The sequence below is a fragment of the Oceanobacillus limi genome, from assembly GCF_900111445.1.
In the GTDB taxonomy this organism is placed as follows: Bacteria; Bacillota; Bacilli; order Bacillales; family Amphibacillaceae; genus Ornithinibacillus; species Ornithinibacillus limi.
In genome coordinates, this window is record NZ_FOHE01000007.1 from 76,735 (window position 1) to 94,516 (window position 17,782).

Annotated in this window: 11 protein-coding genes and 1 pseudogene; 3 read left to right on the forward strand and 9 right to left on the reverse strand. The window is 33.6% G+C overall.

Going from position 1 to position 17,782, the window contains the following annotated elements:
• Window positions 1–58: 58 nt before the first annotated feature.
• The 4 genes from BMX40_RS09410 to katG form a co-directional block, all read right to left on the reverse strand.
• Window positions 59–724 (reverse strand): N-acetylmuramoyl-L-alanine amidase family protein, encoded by a 666-nt coding sequence (locus BMX40_RS09410; RefSeq protein WP_090869171.1) that lies wholly within the window; start codon window positions 722–724, stop codon window positions 59–61.
• A 156-nt stretch (window positions 725–880) separates the two neighbouring features.
• Window positions 881–1,981: a sensor histidine kinase gene (locus BMX40_RS20930; protein ID WP_425287852.1), complete on the reverse strand. Its 1,101-nt coding sequence runs from the start codon at window positions 1,979–1,981 to the stop codon at window positions 881–883.
• Window positions 1,974–2,678, reverse strand: coding sequence for a VanR-ABDEGLN family response regulator transcription factor (gene vanR, locus BMX40_RS09420; RefSeq protein WP_090869173.1), 705 nt, complete (start codon window positions 2,676–2,678; stop codon window positions 1,974–1,976). The genes BMX40_RS20930 and vanR overlap by 8 nt, the downstream gene beginning before the upstream one ends.
• A 252-nt stretch (window positions 2,679–2,930) precedes the next feature.
• Window positions 2,931–5,120: a catalase/peroxidase HPI gene (gene katG / locus BMX40_RS09425; protein WP_090869175.1), complete on the reverse strand. Its 2,190-nt coding sequence runs from the start codon at window positions 5,118–5,120 to the stop codon at window positions 2,931–2,933.
• Window positions 5,121–5,419: 299 nt separating this feature from the next.
• Here katG and BMX40_RS09430 point away from each other — a divergent pair, with 299 nt between their 5' ends.
• Complete coding sequence (locus BMX40_RS09430; protein WP_244513467.1) at window positions 5,420–5,599, forward strand: DUF1259 domain-containing protein; 180 nt, start codon at window positions 5,420–5,422, stop codon at window positions 5,597–5,599.
• Window positions 5,600–5,714: 115 nt separating this feature from the next.
• Complete coding sequence (locus BMX40_RS09435; protein WP_090869178.1) at window positions 5,715–6,620, forward strand: ferritin family protein; 906 nt, start codon at window positions 5,715–5,717, stop codon at window positions 6,618–6,620.
• A gap of 153 nt (window positions 6,621–6,773) precedes the next feature.
• On the opposite strand, the gene BMX40_RS09440 is transcribed toward BMX40_RS09435, so the two are convergent.
• The 4 genes and pseudogenes from BMX40_RS09440 to BMX40_RS09455 all read right to left on the reverse strand — a co-directional run bounded on the left by BMX40_RS09440 (window position 6,774) and on the right by BMX40_RS09455 (window position 15,025).
• Window positions 6,774–7,142: a DUF1761 domain-containing protein gene (locus BMX40_RS09440; RefSeq protein ID WP_211753619.1), complete on the reverse strand. Its 369-nt coding sequence runs from the start codon at window positions 7,140–7,142 to the stop codon at window positions 6,774–6,776.
• Window positions 7,143–7,269: 127 nt separating this feature from the next.
• A pseudogene (locus BMX40_RS20935) lies at window positions 7,270–7,482 on the reverse strand (helix-turn-helix domain-containing protein); the annotation flags it as partial.
• 296 nt (window positions 7,483–7,778) lie between these two features.
• Window positions 7,779–8,765, reverse strand: a complete 987-nt coding sequence (locus BMX40_RS09450) for a virulence RhuM family protein (RefSeq protein WP_090869184.1) — start codon at window positions 8,763–8,765, stop codon at window positions 7,779–7,781.
• A gap of 362 nt (window positions 8,766–9,127) precedes the next feature.
• Window positions 9,128–15,025 (reverse strand): ATP-binding protein, encoded by a 5,898-nt coding sequence (locus BMX40_RS09455; RefSeq protein WP_090869186.1) that lies wholly within the window; start codon window positions 15,023–15,025, stop codon window positions 9,128–9,130.
• A gap of 414 nt (window positions 15,026–15,439) precedes the next feature.
• Between BMX40_RS09455 and BMX40_RS09460 the strand changes: the two genes are divergently transcribed.
• A complete protein-coding gene (locus tag BMX40_RS09460) occupies window positions 15,440–15,832 on the forward strand; it encodes a hypothetical protein (RefSeq protein WP_090869188.1) in 393 nt (130 codons plus the stop codon).
• Window positions 15,833–15,922: 90 nt separating this feature from the next.
• Here BMX40_RS09460 and BMX40_RS09465 read toward each other — a convergent pair whose 3' ends face one another.
• Complete coding sequence (locus BMX40_RS09465) at window positions 15,923–17,782, reverse strand: UvrD-helicase domain-containing protein (protein WP_170840735.1); 1,860 nt, start codon at window positions 17,780–17,782, stop codon at window positions 15,923–15,925.

Sequence of the window (17,782 nt, forward strand, 5' to 3'; positions counted from 1 at the left end):
AAACCGCCTCACATTCTAACTATAACATCTATTAATAGTATACATTCACTATTACAGTCTACTCCGACTTATATTCTTTAATCCCTTCTACAATTGCAGAGGCTACACGATCTTGAAAGGACTCCTTTAACATAGAACTCTCATTTTCAGGGTTCGTTAGATATCCTAGCTCTAGTAAGACTGCTGGCATCTCCGTATCCTTTAATACAAAGAATTCTTCCTTTTTTACTCCACGATCATTAAAGTTGGTTGCTTCAATCACATGGCTATGCATGATATTAGCAAAGGAACGAGAATTACGGTGATAATAATATGTCTCTGTACCAGAAACATTACTGTCCATAAACGTGTTGCCATGAATGGATACATATACATCAGCATTTAGATCATTAGCAAATGTCGGCCTGTACCTACTTTCCTGGGAAATAAAGCTATCATCTGACCTTGTCATATCAACGTTAATGTCTGGATCTTGCTCCAATAGTTCCTTTACCTTCAACGATAGGTTTAAGGTGAAACTTTTCTCATACTGACCACTAACTCCTATCGCTCCAACATCTTTACCTCCATGCCCAGGATCAATCACCACTTTAAAGGTTGCGTTTAAATTTGAATTGTCATCCGAAATCTTATCCTCCGTTTTATGATTACCCTCACCATTACAAGCTGAACAAGCAAGCATAAAAAGTATAATCACTAAAACATAAACTAGTTTTTTTCTCATCGTTTCAACTCTCTCTTTCTCTATTTTATTCCTTTTAAACTCATAAAAAAACACTTACTGATTTCGTACTTAAATAGTACCAATTCAGTAAGTGTTATATTTTCGTTTTTAATAATAAAAATCGTATCTTTTTCTATAAAAATTCCTACAAAATTCTTACGGAGATCCGGGTAAGAAAACAGTAAATCTGATAATTTCATTTTCACTAAAAACGGTTATAGTGCCTTGATGCAGTTCTACAATTTGCTTGGCTATGGCAAGACCTAATCCAGCACCCCCAGTTTGTGTACCGCGAGAAGCATCAAGCCGATAGAACTGTTCAAATATACGGCTTTGCTTTTCCTTTGAAATGGTGTTTCCCTTATTTTCAAAACACACCTCAACATCGTCATTCATCTTCGTGGCAATAATTTTTACGGTACCACCTTCAAAGCTATAATTAATCGCATTGCGGATTAAGTTATCGAAGACCCGTTCCATTTTAGAAACATCACAAATCATTTCAATATTTTCCTCCACCTGTAAGGAGAATTGAAGGTTCTTACTAGCAAGCATTGGATTAAATTCAAATACAATTTGTTCTAACATCCTTGATAAATTAACTCGACTTCGATCGAGCGTTAATTGACTTAGGTTAAAGCGTGTAACCTCAAAGAACTCATTAATCAAATCCTCTAATCGTATCGCTTTCTCTAAAGAGATGGATAAGTATTTCCCACGAAGTTTTTCTGATATTTCCTGTTCATCTCTTAACAAGGATAGGTAACCGATGACTGAGGTAAGTGGCGTTTTCAGATCATGGGCAAGGTAAACAATTAAGTCATTTTTTCGCTGTTCTGCTTCTTTTGCTATTCGAGCGTTGCGAATTCCTTCTTGTTTTACTTGATTCATTTGATCTTCTACCTGCTTTAATGCAACTGGTAGATGTATGAGATCATCATTTGGATCCACCAGCTCATTACTCGCTTCAACAATGGTATCTATATGGTTAAGTGTCTTCCTCCAATGGAAGAGGATAATGATAATAATGCCCATTAACCAAATTATTAATAGAATGGGAATTCTATTGTTATAAATTTGAAGAAGGAACTCATATAGAAAATCACCTTCATACCATGTAAACCTAGTTATAATGTAACTAAGTACTAGTACAGCAAGACCTAATATTACGGTAAACAAGACCGATGTGGTAAACAAGCGTGTAAAAGTAATCTTTGTCAACGTTTGCCCTGACCGACTGTTTTTTTCTTTATTCAATCGTGTAACCTACCCCCCACACCGTTTTAATATATTTCGGTTTTCTCGAAGGTTCGTTCATTTTTTCTCGCAACCTTCCAATATGAGCCATCACTGTATTATTGTTATCAATATATTTTTCGCCCCAAACCGCTTCAAAAAGTTCTTCTGAAGAAACGACTTTCCCTCTGTTCTCACACAGATACCATAAAATTGAAAATTCAATGGGAGTTAATGTTAACTGCTTTCCATTCAGCGTACATTTGCGTGTATCCTTATTGATCGTTAGACCTGCAAAATCATATTCTTTTACTCGCTCTGAATTTTCTCCATCACTTGAATCGAGATTATAACGCTTATAACGCCTTAACTGAGCTTTCGTCCGCGCCACCATTTCTAATGGATTAAACGGCTTTGTAATATAATCATCTGCACCAAGTGTAAGACCATTAATCTTGTCCATGTCTTCCACCTTAGCAGTTAGCATGATAACTGGATAATGATACTTCTCACGGATTTTTTGACATATCATAAATCCACTAACATCTGGAAGCATAATATCTAATATAGCGAGATCATATTGATTAACCGTTATATTTTCGAGGGCTTCTTTCCCTGAATGTATGACCGTGACGGTGTAACCTTCATTGGTTAGATATAGTTTTACTAAGTCTGCAATTTCTAGTTCATCATCTACAACTAAGATATTTGTACTCATCACACTCACCTTTATTATTTCTACTCTTTCACCATAAATTGTATTATAGCGGATTATATCATTTTTTAATAGATTGCAAAGAGACAAAAGGAGCTAGTAAGAGAATGAATTTTGTTACTTACTTGTTAAAGGTACCTATTATAATAAAAAAAGAGTGGTACTTACCAACTTATCGGCAAGTACCACCCTTTTCAATCTCTGATATTTTCACTATCTTAAATTCTCATTTAAGTAGCCCAAATTGATAACACCTTAGGAATTAAGGTCGAAACGATCTGCATTCATCACTTTAACCCATGCAGAGATAAAGTCACGGACAAACTTCTCTTGATTATCTTCTTGAGCATAAACTTCTGCAATAGCACGTAGTTGTGAGTTTGAACCAAAGACTAGATCAACTCTTGTTGCCGTACGTACAACCTCTCCTGTTTGGCGATCTCTTCCTTCATATACGCCACCTTCAGCAGGCTTCCACTCCACGCCCATATCAAGTAGATTTACAAAGAAATCGTTTGTTAGTGTACCGATACGATCTGTGAATACGCCGTGTTGCGTACCACCGTAGTTCGTACCTAATACACGCATACCACCAACAAGTGCAGTCATTTCAGGTGCAGTAAGTTTTAGTAGTTGTGCTTTGTCTACTAAAAGCTCTTCTGGACTTACGCTATATTCTTTCTTCTGATAGTTACGGAAACCATCTGCGTAAGGCTCTAGAACATCAAAGCTCTCTGCATCTGTTTGTTCCTGTGTTGCATCGCCACGTCCTGGAGCAAATGGAACACTTACATCAAAGCCTGCATCTTTAGCAGCTTTTTCAACTGCAGCACTACCACCAAGTACAATTAAGTCGGCAATGCTGACTTTCTTATCTAGATGAGATTGAACCTCTTCTAAAACACCAAGTACTTTTTCAAGTTGTTCCGGTTGGTTCACTTCCCAATCCTTTTGTGGTGCAAGACGGATACGAGCACCATTTGCGCCTCCACGATAATCGGAACCACGGAAGGTACTAGCAGAAGCCCAAGCCGTTGTAACAAGCTCACCAATTGTAAGACCAGAGTCTAAGATCATTACTTTAATCTTTTCTACTTCTTGTTCTGTTAATTCATAATCAACAGCTGGTACAGGATCCTGCCAGATAAGTTCTTCTTCTGGAACTTCTGGTCCCATTAATCTTGTACGAGGTCCCATATCACGGTGTAATAATTTGAACCATGCACGAGCAAATGCATCAGCAAACTCTTCTGGATTCTCATGGAAACGGCGAGAGATTTTTTCATATTCTGGGTCATGACGTAATGCTAAATCTGTTGTAAACATAACCGTCTCAACCTTTTTGGATGAATCTTCTGCATCTGGGGCAAGGTGCTCCTCAGCAGGATCTACTGCAAGCCATTGCCATGCTCCAGCAGGACTCTTCGTTAACCACCATTCATATCCAAACAATAGGTCGAAGTATCCATTATCCCATTTTGTAGGATTAGCAGTCCAAGAACCTTCCAGACCACTTGTAATCGTGTCACGGCCTTTACCACTACCGTGTGAGCTTAACCAGCCTAGTCCTTGCGCCTCAATTGGAGCAGCTTCTGGTTCTGGCCCAACATGAGCAGCATCTCCAGCACCATGTGCTTTACCAAATGTATGTCCACCAGCAATTAGTGCAACGGTTTCTTCATCGTTCATTCCCATACGTCCAAATGTTTCACGAATGTCGTGTGCACTTTTAATCGGATCTGGTTTACCGTCTGGACCTTCCGGGTTTACATAAATAAGTCCCATTTGAACCGCAGCAAGTGGGTTTTCCAGCTCGCGATCGCCAGAGTAACGGTTATTACCTAGCATTTCTGTTTCTGTACCCCAATAGACATCTTCTTCTGGATGCCAGATATCAGCACGTCCACCACCGAAGCCAAATGTCTTTCCACCCATGGATTCGATAGCAACATTACCTGTTAAAAGAATCAAGTCTGCCCAAGAGATTTTGTTTCCATATTTTTGTTTAATTGGCCATAGTAGGCGTCGCGCTTTATCAAGATTTCCATTATCTTCCCAGCTATTAAGGGGCGCAAAACGTTGTGAACCAGTTCCACCGCCTCCTCGGCCGTCACCTTTTCGGTATGTACCTGCAGAGTGCCAAGCCATACGGATAAAGAATGGACCATAATGACCATAGTCAGCCGGCCACCAGTCTTGGCTATTTGTCATTAATTCATGAAGATCTTTCTTCAAAGCATCATAATCTAGTTTATTGAATTCCTCAGCATAGTCGAAATCTTCCCCCATTGGGTTTGATTTCGTGTCATGTTGATGTAAAATATTTAAATTTAATTGGTTTGGCCACCAGTCCTTATTCGTTGTACCACTAGTTTTTTGACTAGTTGTACTACCATGATGATGAAATGGGCACTTTCCAACTTTAGCATTTTCTTTTGCGTCCATACGTTATTCCCCTTCCAAAAAGTAGATTCATAGATAATAATAATTATTATCTTGTTATTTTTATTATATGCGATAACTTCAAAAAATGAAAGTGATTTGATTCATTTCTATTCGTTATTTATCTACTAATATTCCTATTGATCTTTTGGAGTGTTATCTCATCGAGTGAGTAATTCTTTTTATTAACAGATACTCACTCCCAAAATTAATAAAGGCGGTTTGCAATGTAGAAATTTAACGAAATGATTCAAAGTTGACCTAGTGGTAGTGAACTTCATGCAGAAATATCATTTGAAGCCTTGAACTTTGAAGGGAATGCACTTAACCTTGGGGAAACAGTCCTACTTGAAGAAGAAATCCAGGCATTTTCAGAGGTATTAATTCAAAATGGGATAATTATTAGTGCTCTTCATAATCATTGGCTGTTTACAGAACCAAACATTCTTTTATTCACTTCCTATCCGTTGAACCACATTTAAGCTTTGCTTGTAAAGTTGCAGAAGCATTTAAGATTTTCAAATGATGGAACTCCCCTGCACACCTACCTATATACAACGCATAAGATAAGTAGGGTATTAAAAAAGGAGGAAAATCATGTATCCAAACCAACTATATTATGTTCCATATATTAGTAATTTTCACCGGATTGATACACAGCTTTTAAATGATATCCAAAAAGCTGTTAATGCTGAGTATAGTGCTATTGCTTGTTACGAGAAGTTAGCCAGAATGGCACCAACACAAGGTGAAAGGGATCGAATACTAGAAATACAGAAAGATGAAAAACGACATTTAGAAGAGTTTAGTAATATATATAATAATTTAACAGGAAAACAGCCAGCTTATCAAATTATCGAGGAATGTCCAGATAATTATAGAGCAGGTATTGAATTTGCTTTTAAGGATGAACAAGAAGCGGTAGACTTTTATTTAGATATCTCAGATAAAGCACAGGATATTTCAATCAAAGATAGATTTCGACGTGCAGCGTCCGATGAGCAAAATCATGCTGCCTGGTTTTTATATTTTTATTCGAAAGATCCAAAGCGAACAAATACCCATAGACAAATGGAGGATTATGGTGCTAAAGGGGCTTTGGATGCTTCTTCATTGTCCTTGCCACAAATGTTAACCTATGCCCTTCAGGACGAGTATTTGGCCCAAGCAAGATATAATACTATCATCGAAACATTCGGTGACATCCGCACGTTTGTACAAATTAAAGAGGCAGAAATGAGACATATTCAGGCATTATTACCCCTTTTTGAAAACTATAAAGTGCCATTACCTAATGATATTTCACAATCCTATGTCACAACTCCTGAAAATCTAAAGGCGGCATATGCTGCAGGTGTGCAAGCCGAAATTGATAATATATCCATGTACGATAAATTCTTATCAATGAACATCCCTAATGATGTAAGAATTGTCTTTTCACAACTACGTAATGCTTCCGTAAACCATTTAGCTGCATTTGAAAGAGGATTGGCTAGGAATTAATCCTGTTTCCTCATATAATTAGTTGACTATGGTGAACATGGATATCTATTGGCATAATGACGAACCCCTTTCAACTCAAGAGTTCTAAAGGGGTTGTTGTATTGTTATGCTTTGATTCGTTCCATGCTAGAGCGTTTTTTAAGATGATTGTTCTTATTTCCAAACACCTAAGATAAGCCCCATCACCGTAAACGTTAGTACATGATAACCTGCATTAATCAGAAATAACTTTAATGATTTCCGTTCAAATAAATAAGTAAACCCTATTGCTGTTGTAATCCGGAAAAGTCCTGCCATAAATCTTGCTGTGGCACCAATCATAGCATTTCTCTCTGGTCCTAAGAACAATACAAGTACAAAAGATATGGTGAGCGACAATATAAATGACCCACCAAAAATCTTCCCCATATTACCATTCTTTAATTCTTCTTCAGTAAGCCCACTTTCCTTTAGCCAAGGCTTGGCAAATAAAACGGAATACCAAAGGCCACCAATTAGAAACGCCGATAAAGTTGAAATCAAAACTGCTAAGTAGTTAATAGAATCAATTGATTGTTGAAATCCATTTCCTATAGCCTCCTTTATTTTTGTTTCATTATATTAAAGTTAAAGGATGCTGTATTATAAAAAATGGACATCTTTACTCTTTTTATAAAAAGTTATTAGATACAGTCGCTCTATTTTTATATTCTAACGGGGTCATACCTGAAAACCTTTTATATTCCCTATTGAAATGTGATTGATCATAATAATTGAATGTAGATATAATAGGTGAAATATCTTCTTCTGAATAAGTATATAGATAAGAGTAGGCTCTTTCGAAACAGAAAATTTGCCCCAATAGCTTTGGAGTAATTCCAGTTTGATCTTTAAATTAACGATTTAAATGCCTTTGCGTAAAACCTAAGGCTAAAAATTTCACATCAAGACAATTCCCCTAGGTAAGTCTTTTAAAGTAAATTTTTCTTCTAATTCAAGTTGGTATTTGTTAATCTTTCAGAAAACCTATCAATTACATCTTTATATTTATCAAAATCATCTTTGCTTTCAAAGGCATATATATGTTTCATTAAAAATTACCCTCTTGTAATTTATTCATATTCGCGTTTTATCACTAAGCAACTTTTTCCAAATAATGTGTGGTGGAGAACTGAGGATTTATTTTTTTAAATTCTTATTCTCGATAAACTGCTCAAAATCATCGTGAGTATCTTTATTTAAACGATGCTGGTTAAATTTTTCATACTCTTGAATGGCTAACTTATCGGCTACAGACTTTGATATTCTTCCTGCATTTTCAAGAATTTCACGATCATTAAACTGGAGAAAGGCATTAAGTTTATCAATCCAATCGTTCATATGCATTGGCTGTTGTCTTTCCGCTTGGTCTTCAGCATAATCTAAGTACATTGTGACAATACGATTAAGAGATTTAAGTTCCTTTTCTGTTAAGTAATTTTTAGCAACTGTTACATCTCTTTTTCGCACATTATCGCCTTCCCATGCGGTGAGGCCCATATTCTCTTTCTCTGCTTTTGCTCTGTCTACTATAAGTTCAGCCGCTGTTTGACCATGAATTGCAAAGTGTAGTTTATTTTGAACAGTTGCGAAGAATTCTTGTGTGATTTCTGCTTTTGGATCGTAGTCAACAGATGTTGCATAAATATCTGTAATTTTTTGATAGAATCTTTTCTCTGAAGCACGAATATCACGGATCCGTTCAAGTAATTCATCGAAATAATCCTGCCCAAAATTACGCATTTCTTTCAAACGATCGTCATCTATTGTAAAACCTTTGACAAGATATTCATTTAAGCGTTCTGTCGCCCACTTGCGAAATTGTGTACCCCTGTGGGAACGGACACGATAGCCGATAGCGATAATCATTTCGAGGTTGTAGTGTTTTGTCTTATAGTTTTTACCATCTTTCGCAGTTGTCAAGTAATACTTGACAACTGCATTCTCATCTAACTCCTTTTCTTCGAATATATTTTTAATATGGAGACTTATATTCTGCTTAGTCGACTGATATAGTTCCGCAATTGCCTTTTGTGTCATCCAAACAGTTTCATTTTCCAGTCTAACATCGATTTTAGTGTTTCCATCCTCTGTTTGATAGATTAGGATACTAGTTTCATTCTGCATTGTCATCACTTCCTTTTATTATAGAATTTAACTCATGATTTTCCCCTAAACCTTTTAGTATGTACTATTATACCATTTATAATTTGATAACTAAATAAAAATGCGAACGTTTATTCCCGTTATGTGATTTTATATTTTTGTATAAAACACAACCCCTTCAGACTTTTTCAAAAGTTCTAAGGGGCTGTGTTTTATTATTTAATTTGTTTTGATATGGTCTTACTTAACTCAATCTCCACCCTTTGTTTTACCACTATTTATGATACGGTTCAGCGTGGTAATTTAAGAGGCAAAAAATAGGACACTGGGATGTAAAAATTCCAGTGTCTACAATTTTCTAATGACAATTCACTTTATATTTTTCAATTTAAATAAGGCATCATTTGTAATTTAGCAGCTTTATAGTAATTTAATCCATGTTTACGAACTAAACCATCTATTTTTTTCTTATCACCTAACCATCTACACATTAATGGTTGTCTAAAGTAATTTTCATGTATAGCCTCTCTTTTGGGAAATACAAAGCGTTCAAATTGTAAAACACTCTCATTTCCCTTACTTACCCAGCTTAACGATTTTTCTCCGGAAGGAGTTATATTTAATAATTCTTTTAATTTAGGTGAGGGATACACCATAGTATTTCCATATATAAAAACACTAGTTCCTACAAGTTCATTCGTCAAACAGATCCCTGTACTTTCCAAAAACTCTTCTTCAATACTCAACAATTCTTTATCCTCTGAAATACACTGAGAAACTAGTCCACCTGTATTTAGAGATTTAGTTACCGATAAATCCTTAACTAATACGTTATTATTTGATAATTTTGAAGTTTCTGTATAAATAATTCCGTCTCTACTACCAATCGGATACCAAACTACGCCACCTATAACGTACTTATCTTCTGGGACATTTTTTTCTAAAAGCCTCTTTAAATATGGTTTACCCTTGGATATAGAATCCTCATCGATAAACTTTTTTAGTTGATTTTCTATATCCCATTCTTCCTCATAAGTAACCTGTGGTATTTTTGAGATTACCCATGGGTCATCTGCCATTAATAAAGCTTGCGCTTTTATAGACAAAGGAACATTTTCCCAGCGTTTCTTTTTCTCTTCCCCATATAGTATCTTCATATCTAATTCACTATAAGATGGTGGATAAAGCATTGAGTCTCCCGGTCTGGATGCCTTATGTATAAAAGAATCTTGTGGTCTTAGCGTTTTTTCATTCTGTAAAAAATACCTAATATCATCAGGAAAATCATACGTAAGGCTTTCCATAATACTTAAAAATCTTTCTGCTATATGACTTATATTAGATTTATTAAATATGGGAGGATAGTCACTAGGAAGACCATAACTTATCTCTTTTGCTGTGTATTCAACCCCTATTTCTTTTCTATTTCTTATAATTAAAAATAATTGAATCTTTTTAGCTAAGTTATTTGTCTCTTTATACTCCTTTTCAATCCTAGGATATAAAACATTGAATCCTTCAATATTTTCTTGAGACCATCTTTCAGACATTAATAAGAGATATTCTTTCTGTTCATCAGTAAATAATTCCCATGAATCGGATATGAACCTAAATATTTCTGGATACCTTTCAACAAGTAACTGTAAACCTTGCAAACAGACTTCGATTCTATGAATATTCCTAGTTAAAATTTGTTCGATAAGAGTATTAAAGGTTAATTCTGTCATATCTTTTGGAATCAATAAACTGCTTGTTGATGGTTCTACCATTTCAGAACTAAAATTTAAATGTCCACATCCAGTGAGCCAAGTATAATGACATTTTAATTCCTCATCAAACATATACCTTACGAAATCAATCGATAATAAATTACCCACGTGTTGTAATAGAAATTCCATATTAGAGCTACATGTATAATAATGATCATTTTCATCTAGATTTTTTTTATTATACTCAGCCAATAGCCACAAGAAGTCTTGTCCAAGTTCTTTCAAAAGTTTTTCAACAATATTTGTACAACCGGACTGTTCCCAAGCGTAAGTTTCTAGTCTACTTAAAGTAAATTCCGTAAATTTTTCAGCTACATGATTAGAGATTTCACCACGTTTCTCTATTATATCCCATGCAATATTAACAGAAGTCCATCCCATTATTGGGTTCTGTTCATATTCTAAGAAATGAATAATCTCATCTGTTTTCATTTCGAATAGATTTAATTTAAGATCCTCTTCCTCTAATTTTCTCTTCTTACTATATTCATTTTGGTGATTATTCTGATAATAACGCCTGTTATCTTGATTAATAGCGATCTTTGTATGTTCTGGTGATATTTCTGCTAATACACTTTCTATTTTTTCATTCCCTATTTCTTTACCTTTGATTACACATTTTAAATAAATATTTTTTAATCCTATCCTGTCTTCTTGGTTGTACCAAGATAATATTCCGCAGCTTAATATCCAAATAGAAGCTATATTCTCTATATCGGTAGAATTCTCCACTAAATCATTTAGCTGATCATATTGTATATCTAGTGAAAAACGAAACTTTTCATCCTGCTGTCTTAAATTCCAGATATCAGTAATACCACATTTAGCTGCAGCATTAGCACTCTCTTTTTGGATATCATAAGATGCCCTATTGCTTCCTTTTATATCTGCTATATTAGATAATTTATATAATTCTAAGCCTCTAGACTGCCATTCATTAGGATACTTTTCGAATAACTTTTTACAATACTTTAATAATGGCCATAAAGCATATTCCTTATGATCCACATAACTAACGGCATCCCATTTCAACTTTTTATCAATCTCATCCATTAGTTCTGGAATTACGACTTCTCCATATTTTTTAAAGCATTCATGCGTTTCTTCATAATTACTTTCTATAAAGAGTTTTTCTCCATTTTTTCCATAAAGTTCAAATAGATACTCTTGTACTATATCATTTTTTTTATTTTTAATTAAAAAGTCCAATACAATAGCCTTATAATGCATTCCTAATTGATTTCTTTCAAACAAATGCGTTCTTAATAAGTCACATAGATAATCCATTTCAATTGTAGTTAAAAGATTACTTTGATTTAGAGATATATACAACAGTATTTTAAATCCTTCATTAAAATCAAAAGTTCTTACTCCTCTGGTCTCATATTCCATAAAATCTTTATAACTTTTAACTATATGCTCTCTAGTATTCACGTTTTCTTTATGATTAGACTCTCTTATAGCTCTACCTAATAAAAAACCATGGCGAGTCAGATTTCTTAGATAGTTGTAATCTTTATCTTCATCTCTCTTTTCAATCTCCTGAATTAAATTATTTATAATGCCTAATCCAACCAAGATATCCTTATTAAACTCTTGGTATCCTACAATAATGGATAAAAGAACAGCTTTAAAGCTAGTGTCATTTGTAATATATTTTATCTTCTCTAACTTCTTTAAATCTATCATTGGAGGAATCCGGTTATTAATTATTAGAGAAACATGGGCTAATAAGACATCATTTGAGATTTCTCTTTTCTCCGCTATTCTTTCTAAAATCCCATTATACTTTTCAACCTGATTATTAAATATAATATTTTTTAAATTTTTTTCTATACAACGGTAAGAAACCCCGCCATTATAAATAATGTCAAGTGCTTTTTCAGTTTCATTCATTTTAATCAATTTTTCAAAATAAGTGTCATTAAATAATAGATTTGCGTGTATTTCATCATCTGCTTGTTGAACATTATCTATCTTAGTAAATCCCTCGTTGAATTTTACAGACAAATACGCCCAATTAGTTATTATTTCATCTAAAATACCTTGGTCCCATACACTATTATTCTCAGACATAATTGTTCTAATGAATGATGTCGGTGTTAAGTCTTTCATCCATAAATTATAAGTAGAGTTTGCTCTAGAGTAAGATATTGAATCTTCATAAGATAATAAATCAGCACAAAATTTTAACATATTCGAGTAACTATCTAAATTTTCTTGTTTTAACTCAACAGATCTTAATTCATAAGAACTTAATGTCTTCACATACGATTTATCTTGTAGTTTATATTCCTTTTCATAATATTCATAGTAACGAAAATGCTGATACATTGTATTTATGGCAAGGTAAACGCTATGATATTTTTCCCAATCTCTAGATTCTATAGCGGATTGATAAGCCGTGGATGCAAATTCTTGTAGCTTCTTCCTTGACAATCCATTAGCCAATGAATGAATTACAAACTCTACACTAAAAACTTCTGGTATTAAATCCTTTCTCTCAGAACTAATTAACAAGGGTATTGAGTTATTTAAACTCTGTAAACTATAATTATCACGCATGAAATAATCAGCTAATTGAAACGCAATACTTCTATACTTAGCACCACTACTGTTATTTGCCATTAAAAAAACTCTAAAATCATTATGAAACAACGCATATTCATTATTACTAGTTTTCTGTACTAACGGAAAAAGTAATTCTAATAATTCATCCCAGTCTTCTTTATGTAAATCTAAATTTATTGCTTTACTTAATATATTAGTATTAACTCTTCCATTTAATAAAATTATCGCGCTTGCTAAAACTTTATCTGGAAAAGGAAATCCTAAGCTTTTTTTATTTAGATAATCTGTAACATATTTCCATATGTGACTATAATAATTTGTAATATCACCACTTACATATTTTTCATCTAATATCCTTTTAAAGTCTTCAATTGTATCACAATATTTAGCTTCTTCGACTGCAAATGCTACTGATAAATTATTTCCCTGTGTTTTTTCATAGATAAATTCAGATAAAATATTAATATTTATATCGAGATTTATCCCATTTAAATCCAATAACCCTTTAATATCTTCTGTTAACAAAGGTGACATGTGTAAATGTTCCACATTTTCTGTTTCTTTTTTTAACCAGAATGGATATTGTTCGTATAATTGAGTTGGTTGACCTACAATTACAAATACTACACCATCCGGAATTTCATCAGGGCTAAATAAACTTTGCAAAAAAGTTATCTCATTGTTTGCTCTAGCTGCATGATCAATACCATCTATACAAATAACTACCCTTTCACCGGTTTTTTTAGTTAAAAGTTCCGCTAAGCGAATGACTTCTTTTCTCATTTGTTCAACAGTACATAATGCGTTAGTAACTGGAATGTTATATTTATCCAATTCCCCCTTAAAATATCTTCTTAATTGAATTAATAAGTCATTCCATAAAGATTCTGGCCTACATAGACCTGAATCAACATTGTAAAATCTCTGTTCGGGTGAAATAGGTTTAAATGTGTGATACCTAGCCTTAAAAAGATTATGATTTAATTGCAAATAACTTATAAGGCTAGTTTTTCCACTTCCCGGATCACCCGATATCCATACTACCTTATCATCCTTCTCTTTTACGTTTTTAATTACATTATTAGCGAATACTTGGCGACTTTTAAAAAAAGGTGTTGGGTAAGGTAACTCATGTTCTCCATGCTCTCTATCATTATTTAGTGATAAAGCATCATAGACATCTTCAATTGTTACTTTTACTTTTTCTTTCCTTCTAGTAGTTGTCCAAACCCTTAAATTAGAACATAGCTTATCAAATAAACTTCTTGCCACCATTAGATCACATTTAAAAGTGTCTTGTAATGATCTGATTATGGAATTTTCTAATTCCTCTAATGAACCTTCATTACTTCTAACTACTACTGTCTTTAAAAATCCTAATACTAAGGAATCATCACCTATTGATGCTTTAAACTCATTCCACTGAATCTTTAAATCTATATCATCAATTAATCTCTCAATTTCTAATATAGATTTTGATTTTTCCACATATAATTTTATTTCTTGTATAAATTTCTCTAACGAAATAGCCCTATACCTTTCCCCATTAAAGGTCCGAGTTGTTCTATTTATCCCTAATTTTCTATTAGTATATAAAACTGGTGTAATAACCTTACCCTCGTTCTCTCTAGCTTCTTTCCAACCAATAGCTAATGCTTTAATTAAACTCGTCTTGGTGCTTCCACTTTCCCTAGTAGTTGTATCTATTAATTTTGAAAAGGTAAGATTTCCCTTTCCTGTATCTCCGACTTCATGCTTAACTTGAAAGCATACTTCTTCTCCATTACCAATTCCAACAACTACATCATCTATCGTATTATGAATTTCAGATTGAAAAATTACGTATGAAATATTGCTATCTGGATTGATCATTTGTATTATTCTTTCTAAGCCTACGTACCATTCGTACCAGTATGGATCACCAATTCCCGGCGTTGACATTTAATTCCCCCTTTAAAACAATTACCTCATAACTAAACACGCTGAATATTCTAGAGGAAATGTTATGGAGTAAATTACCATTTACTTTATATCTTATCATAAATGACATTTTCAGATTAAATTCATGTATGGATTTAACTACTTACACAAGAAAAAAGTATAAATTTTATTTTATATTTGGCCTTAGAATTTAACACATGTATCGATATACTGTTTTTGAACCTTGTAAGTAACACACTTAGAACCATTCAATTGGGTATGTTTAAGCTGATTACTTGGAAAAGTTAATTACTTAGGACATTTGCTAACCCTAAGTGATACTTTTTATACTCTGACAAAAAGAGAGAGAAATGGAGGTACTTCGAGTAGACAAACAAGATTACAAAATTCACTACAATACTAGGAGGAAGATAAATGAAAGAGAAAATTATTCTTAGAAAAAGTGCAAGGCAAAGGCTAGAGGTAAAAGCCTCGGATCTTGAATACCTTGCCTTTTTGGAACAGCAACGATTGCTTTCCGTTCAACAATTTCATCAAGCGTCTTCAGAATTGTTCAATAATCAATTAAAAGACTACAGTTTTAAAAATTGCATCAGAAAATTTGAAGAATACAATTTTATTCGAAGTCATTTATATAGCAATAAGTTTGAGGGAGAACGTTTTAAATATGTTACCGTGGGTAGTAAAAGCATTGAATTGTTAATTGAAAATGAGTTTCTTGATGGTTCATATAATAAGTCAAAAATATACAAATTGAAATCTTGGGGGCAGTCCCCTACCCAGCTAAAGCTCACCGTGGTGATTTAAAAGGCAAAAACAGGCATTGGTAGACTGATTTTACCAATGCCCTTTTTATTATTGTTTTACTTCTAGTTATTTAAAATATAATGACATTGTTTACGTCCATTTGAATTGTTTAACGTCTGCATTCTCCAACATTTGATAAATGTCATTTACCTTAGATCTTTCTTGTCCATTGAAGCGGTTTTTACAAAAGGTAAAAATCATTCTTGTTTTTGCTCTTGACATTGCAACAAAAAATGTAAATGTTTCATCTTCTGGGGATTTCTCAAAGTTCCAAAAGGCTCCATCTTCTAGTCCCAATAAAACCACAGATTCAAATTCAAGACCTTTACTTTTATGAATTGACATAATTGGAATTGAATAAGTCCCCAGAAAATCATCTATTGCTTTATACCAGACTTTATGCTTTTCATATGAATAAAAAAGAAACTCCGCTGTCTGCTTTACTTTTCTTTCTAAATACTTTCCTTTTCTATACTCAGGATAGCTACTTTTAATCAAATCTAGACCTATCAAAGTTAAAATTTTGTCTAACCATTGCTCTACTACCTTTTTGGTCACTTTTATTGACTCATACTTAATAGTCTTTTTAAATTCAACTATAAAACTATTAATTTCTTTTTCTACTTGATAGGATTCTGTTTCATCATTGCCACGTAAACTTAAAACATTCGATATTAACCTAGACCAAGCTTTAGGGCCACGGTCTGTTGTGGCTAAAGAAAATACATCGATTATATATTTCATAAAATTTTCTGCTAGTAAATCTTGCCATTGATCCTCTATCCTAGAGTGTATTCCTAAATTACTTAATTCATTTATAAGCATGTCACAATACATATCTGCCCGTTGCCTAACTAAAATACCTACATCTCTTCGTTCAAGTTTTTCTTGATCAATCCACGTTTTAATTTCTGTTGCTAATGTTTTTGCTTCTTCAGAGGCATTGGTGAAGTTCCATATTTCGCATATGCCCTCATCCTCATTCTTCCACTTATTAGATGGAGTTATTACTGTTGAACCACCCATCATATCATTTATTATAGATGTTTGAATTCGTACTAAATTAGGAGCAGACCTATGATTTAATACCATTTCGAACTCTTTAGCTTTGAAGTCTAATTTAAATTGATTAAATACTCCATCTAACGCACCAGCCCAACCCATTATCTTTTGTTTAACGTCACCTACAGCGGTCACCGAAGCATTTGAACCCATGAAAGTTGTTCTAACTAAGTCATACTGGATTAATGTTGTATCTTGAAACTCATCTAAAAAAACATGACTATATGTAGCTCTGATTGCTCTTAAAATCTTGGGATTTGACCTAAGTAAATATTCAGCAATTCTTGAAATCATGGGGAAGGTTAGGCTCGAATTTTCTTTCCCATTAATATAGTTTTTCCAAAGTTGATACTTATACCATGATTCTATTGAGTTTATTTTGTCCACTCGTAATGGTAGTCTTTCATTTGCATATGTCTTAGCAAAAAGATCATAATCAAAGTAGTAATTCCACCCATTCTCTTCACTAGGTTCTTCTGCTTCTTCTCTGAGATTAGGTACATCTCTTTTATAAAAATTTACTATTTCATACTCCAATGATGGTCTATAAAATTCAGGTATAGTTAAACGAAATCTATCCATAATTTGCTTAGCAAATGAATCATATGTTAAAGATACAAACCTATTCGCAAACTCTTTTCCGGATCGTTTTTCAACGCGTTCTTTTAAATTCTTAGCTGCATCTCTCTTGAAACTTATAGCTAGTATTCTAGCAGGATATACGCTCGTATTTGTTTCCAACAAATAACAAGCTTTCTGAGCTAATAATTCCGTTTTTCCTGCTCCGGGACCAGCTAACACATAGGCGCTTCCTTCATACCTCACTACTTCCTGTGCAGCTTTTTCTAAAATAACACCGTCTTTTGGAATCCAAGATTCTTTTTTCAC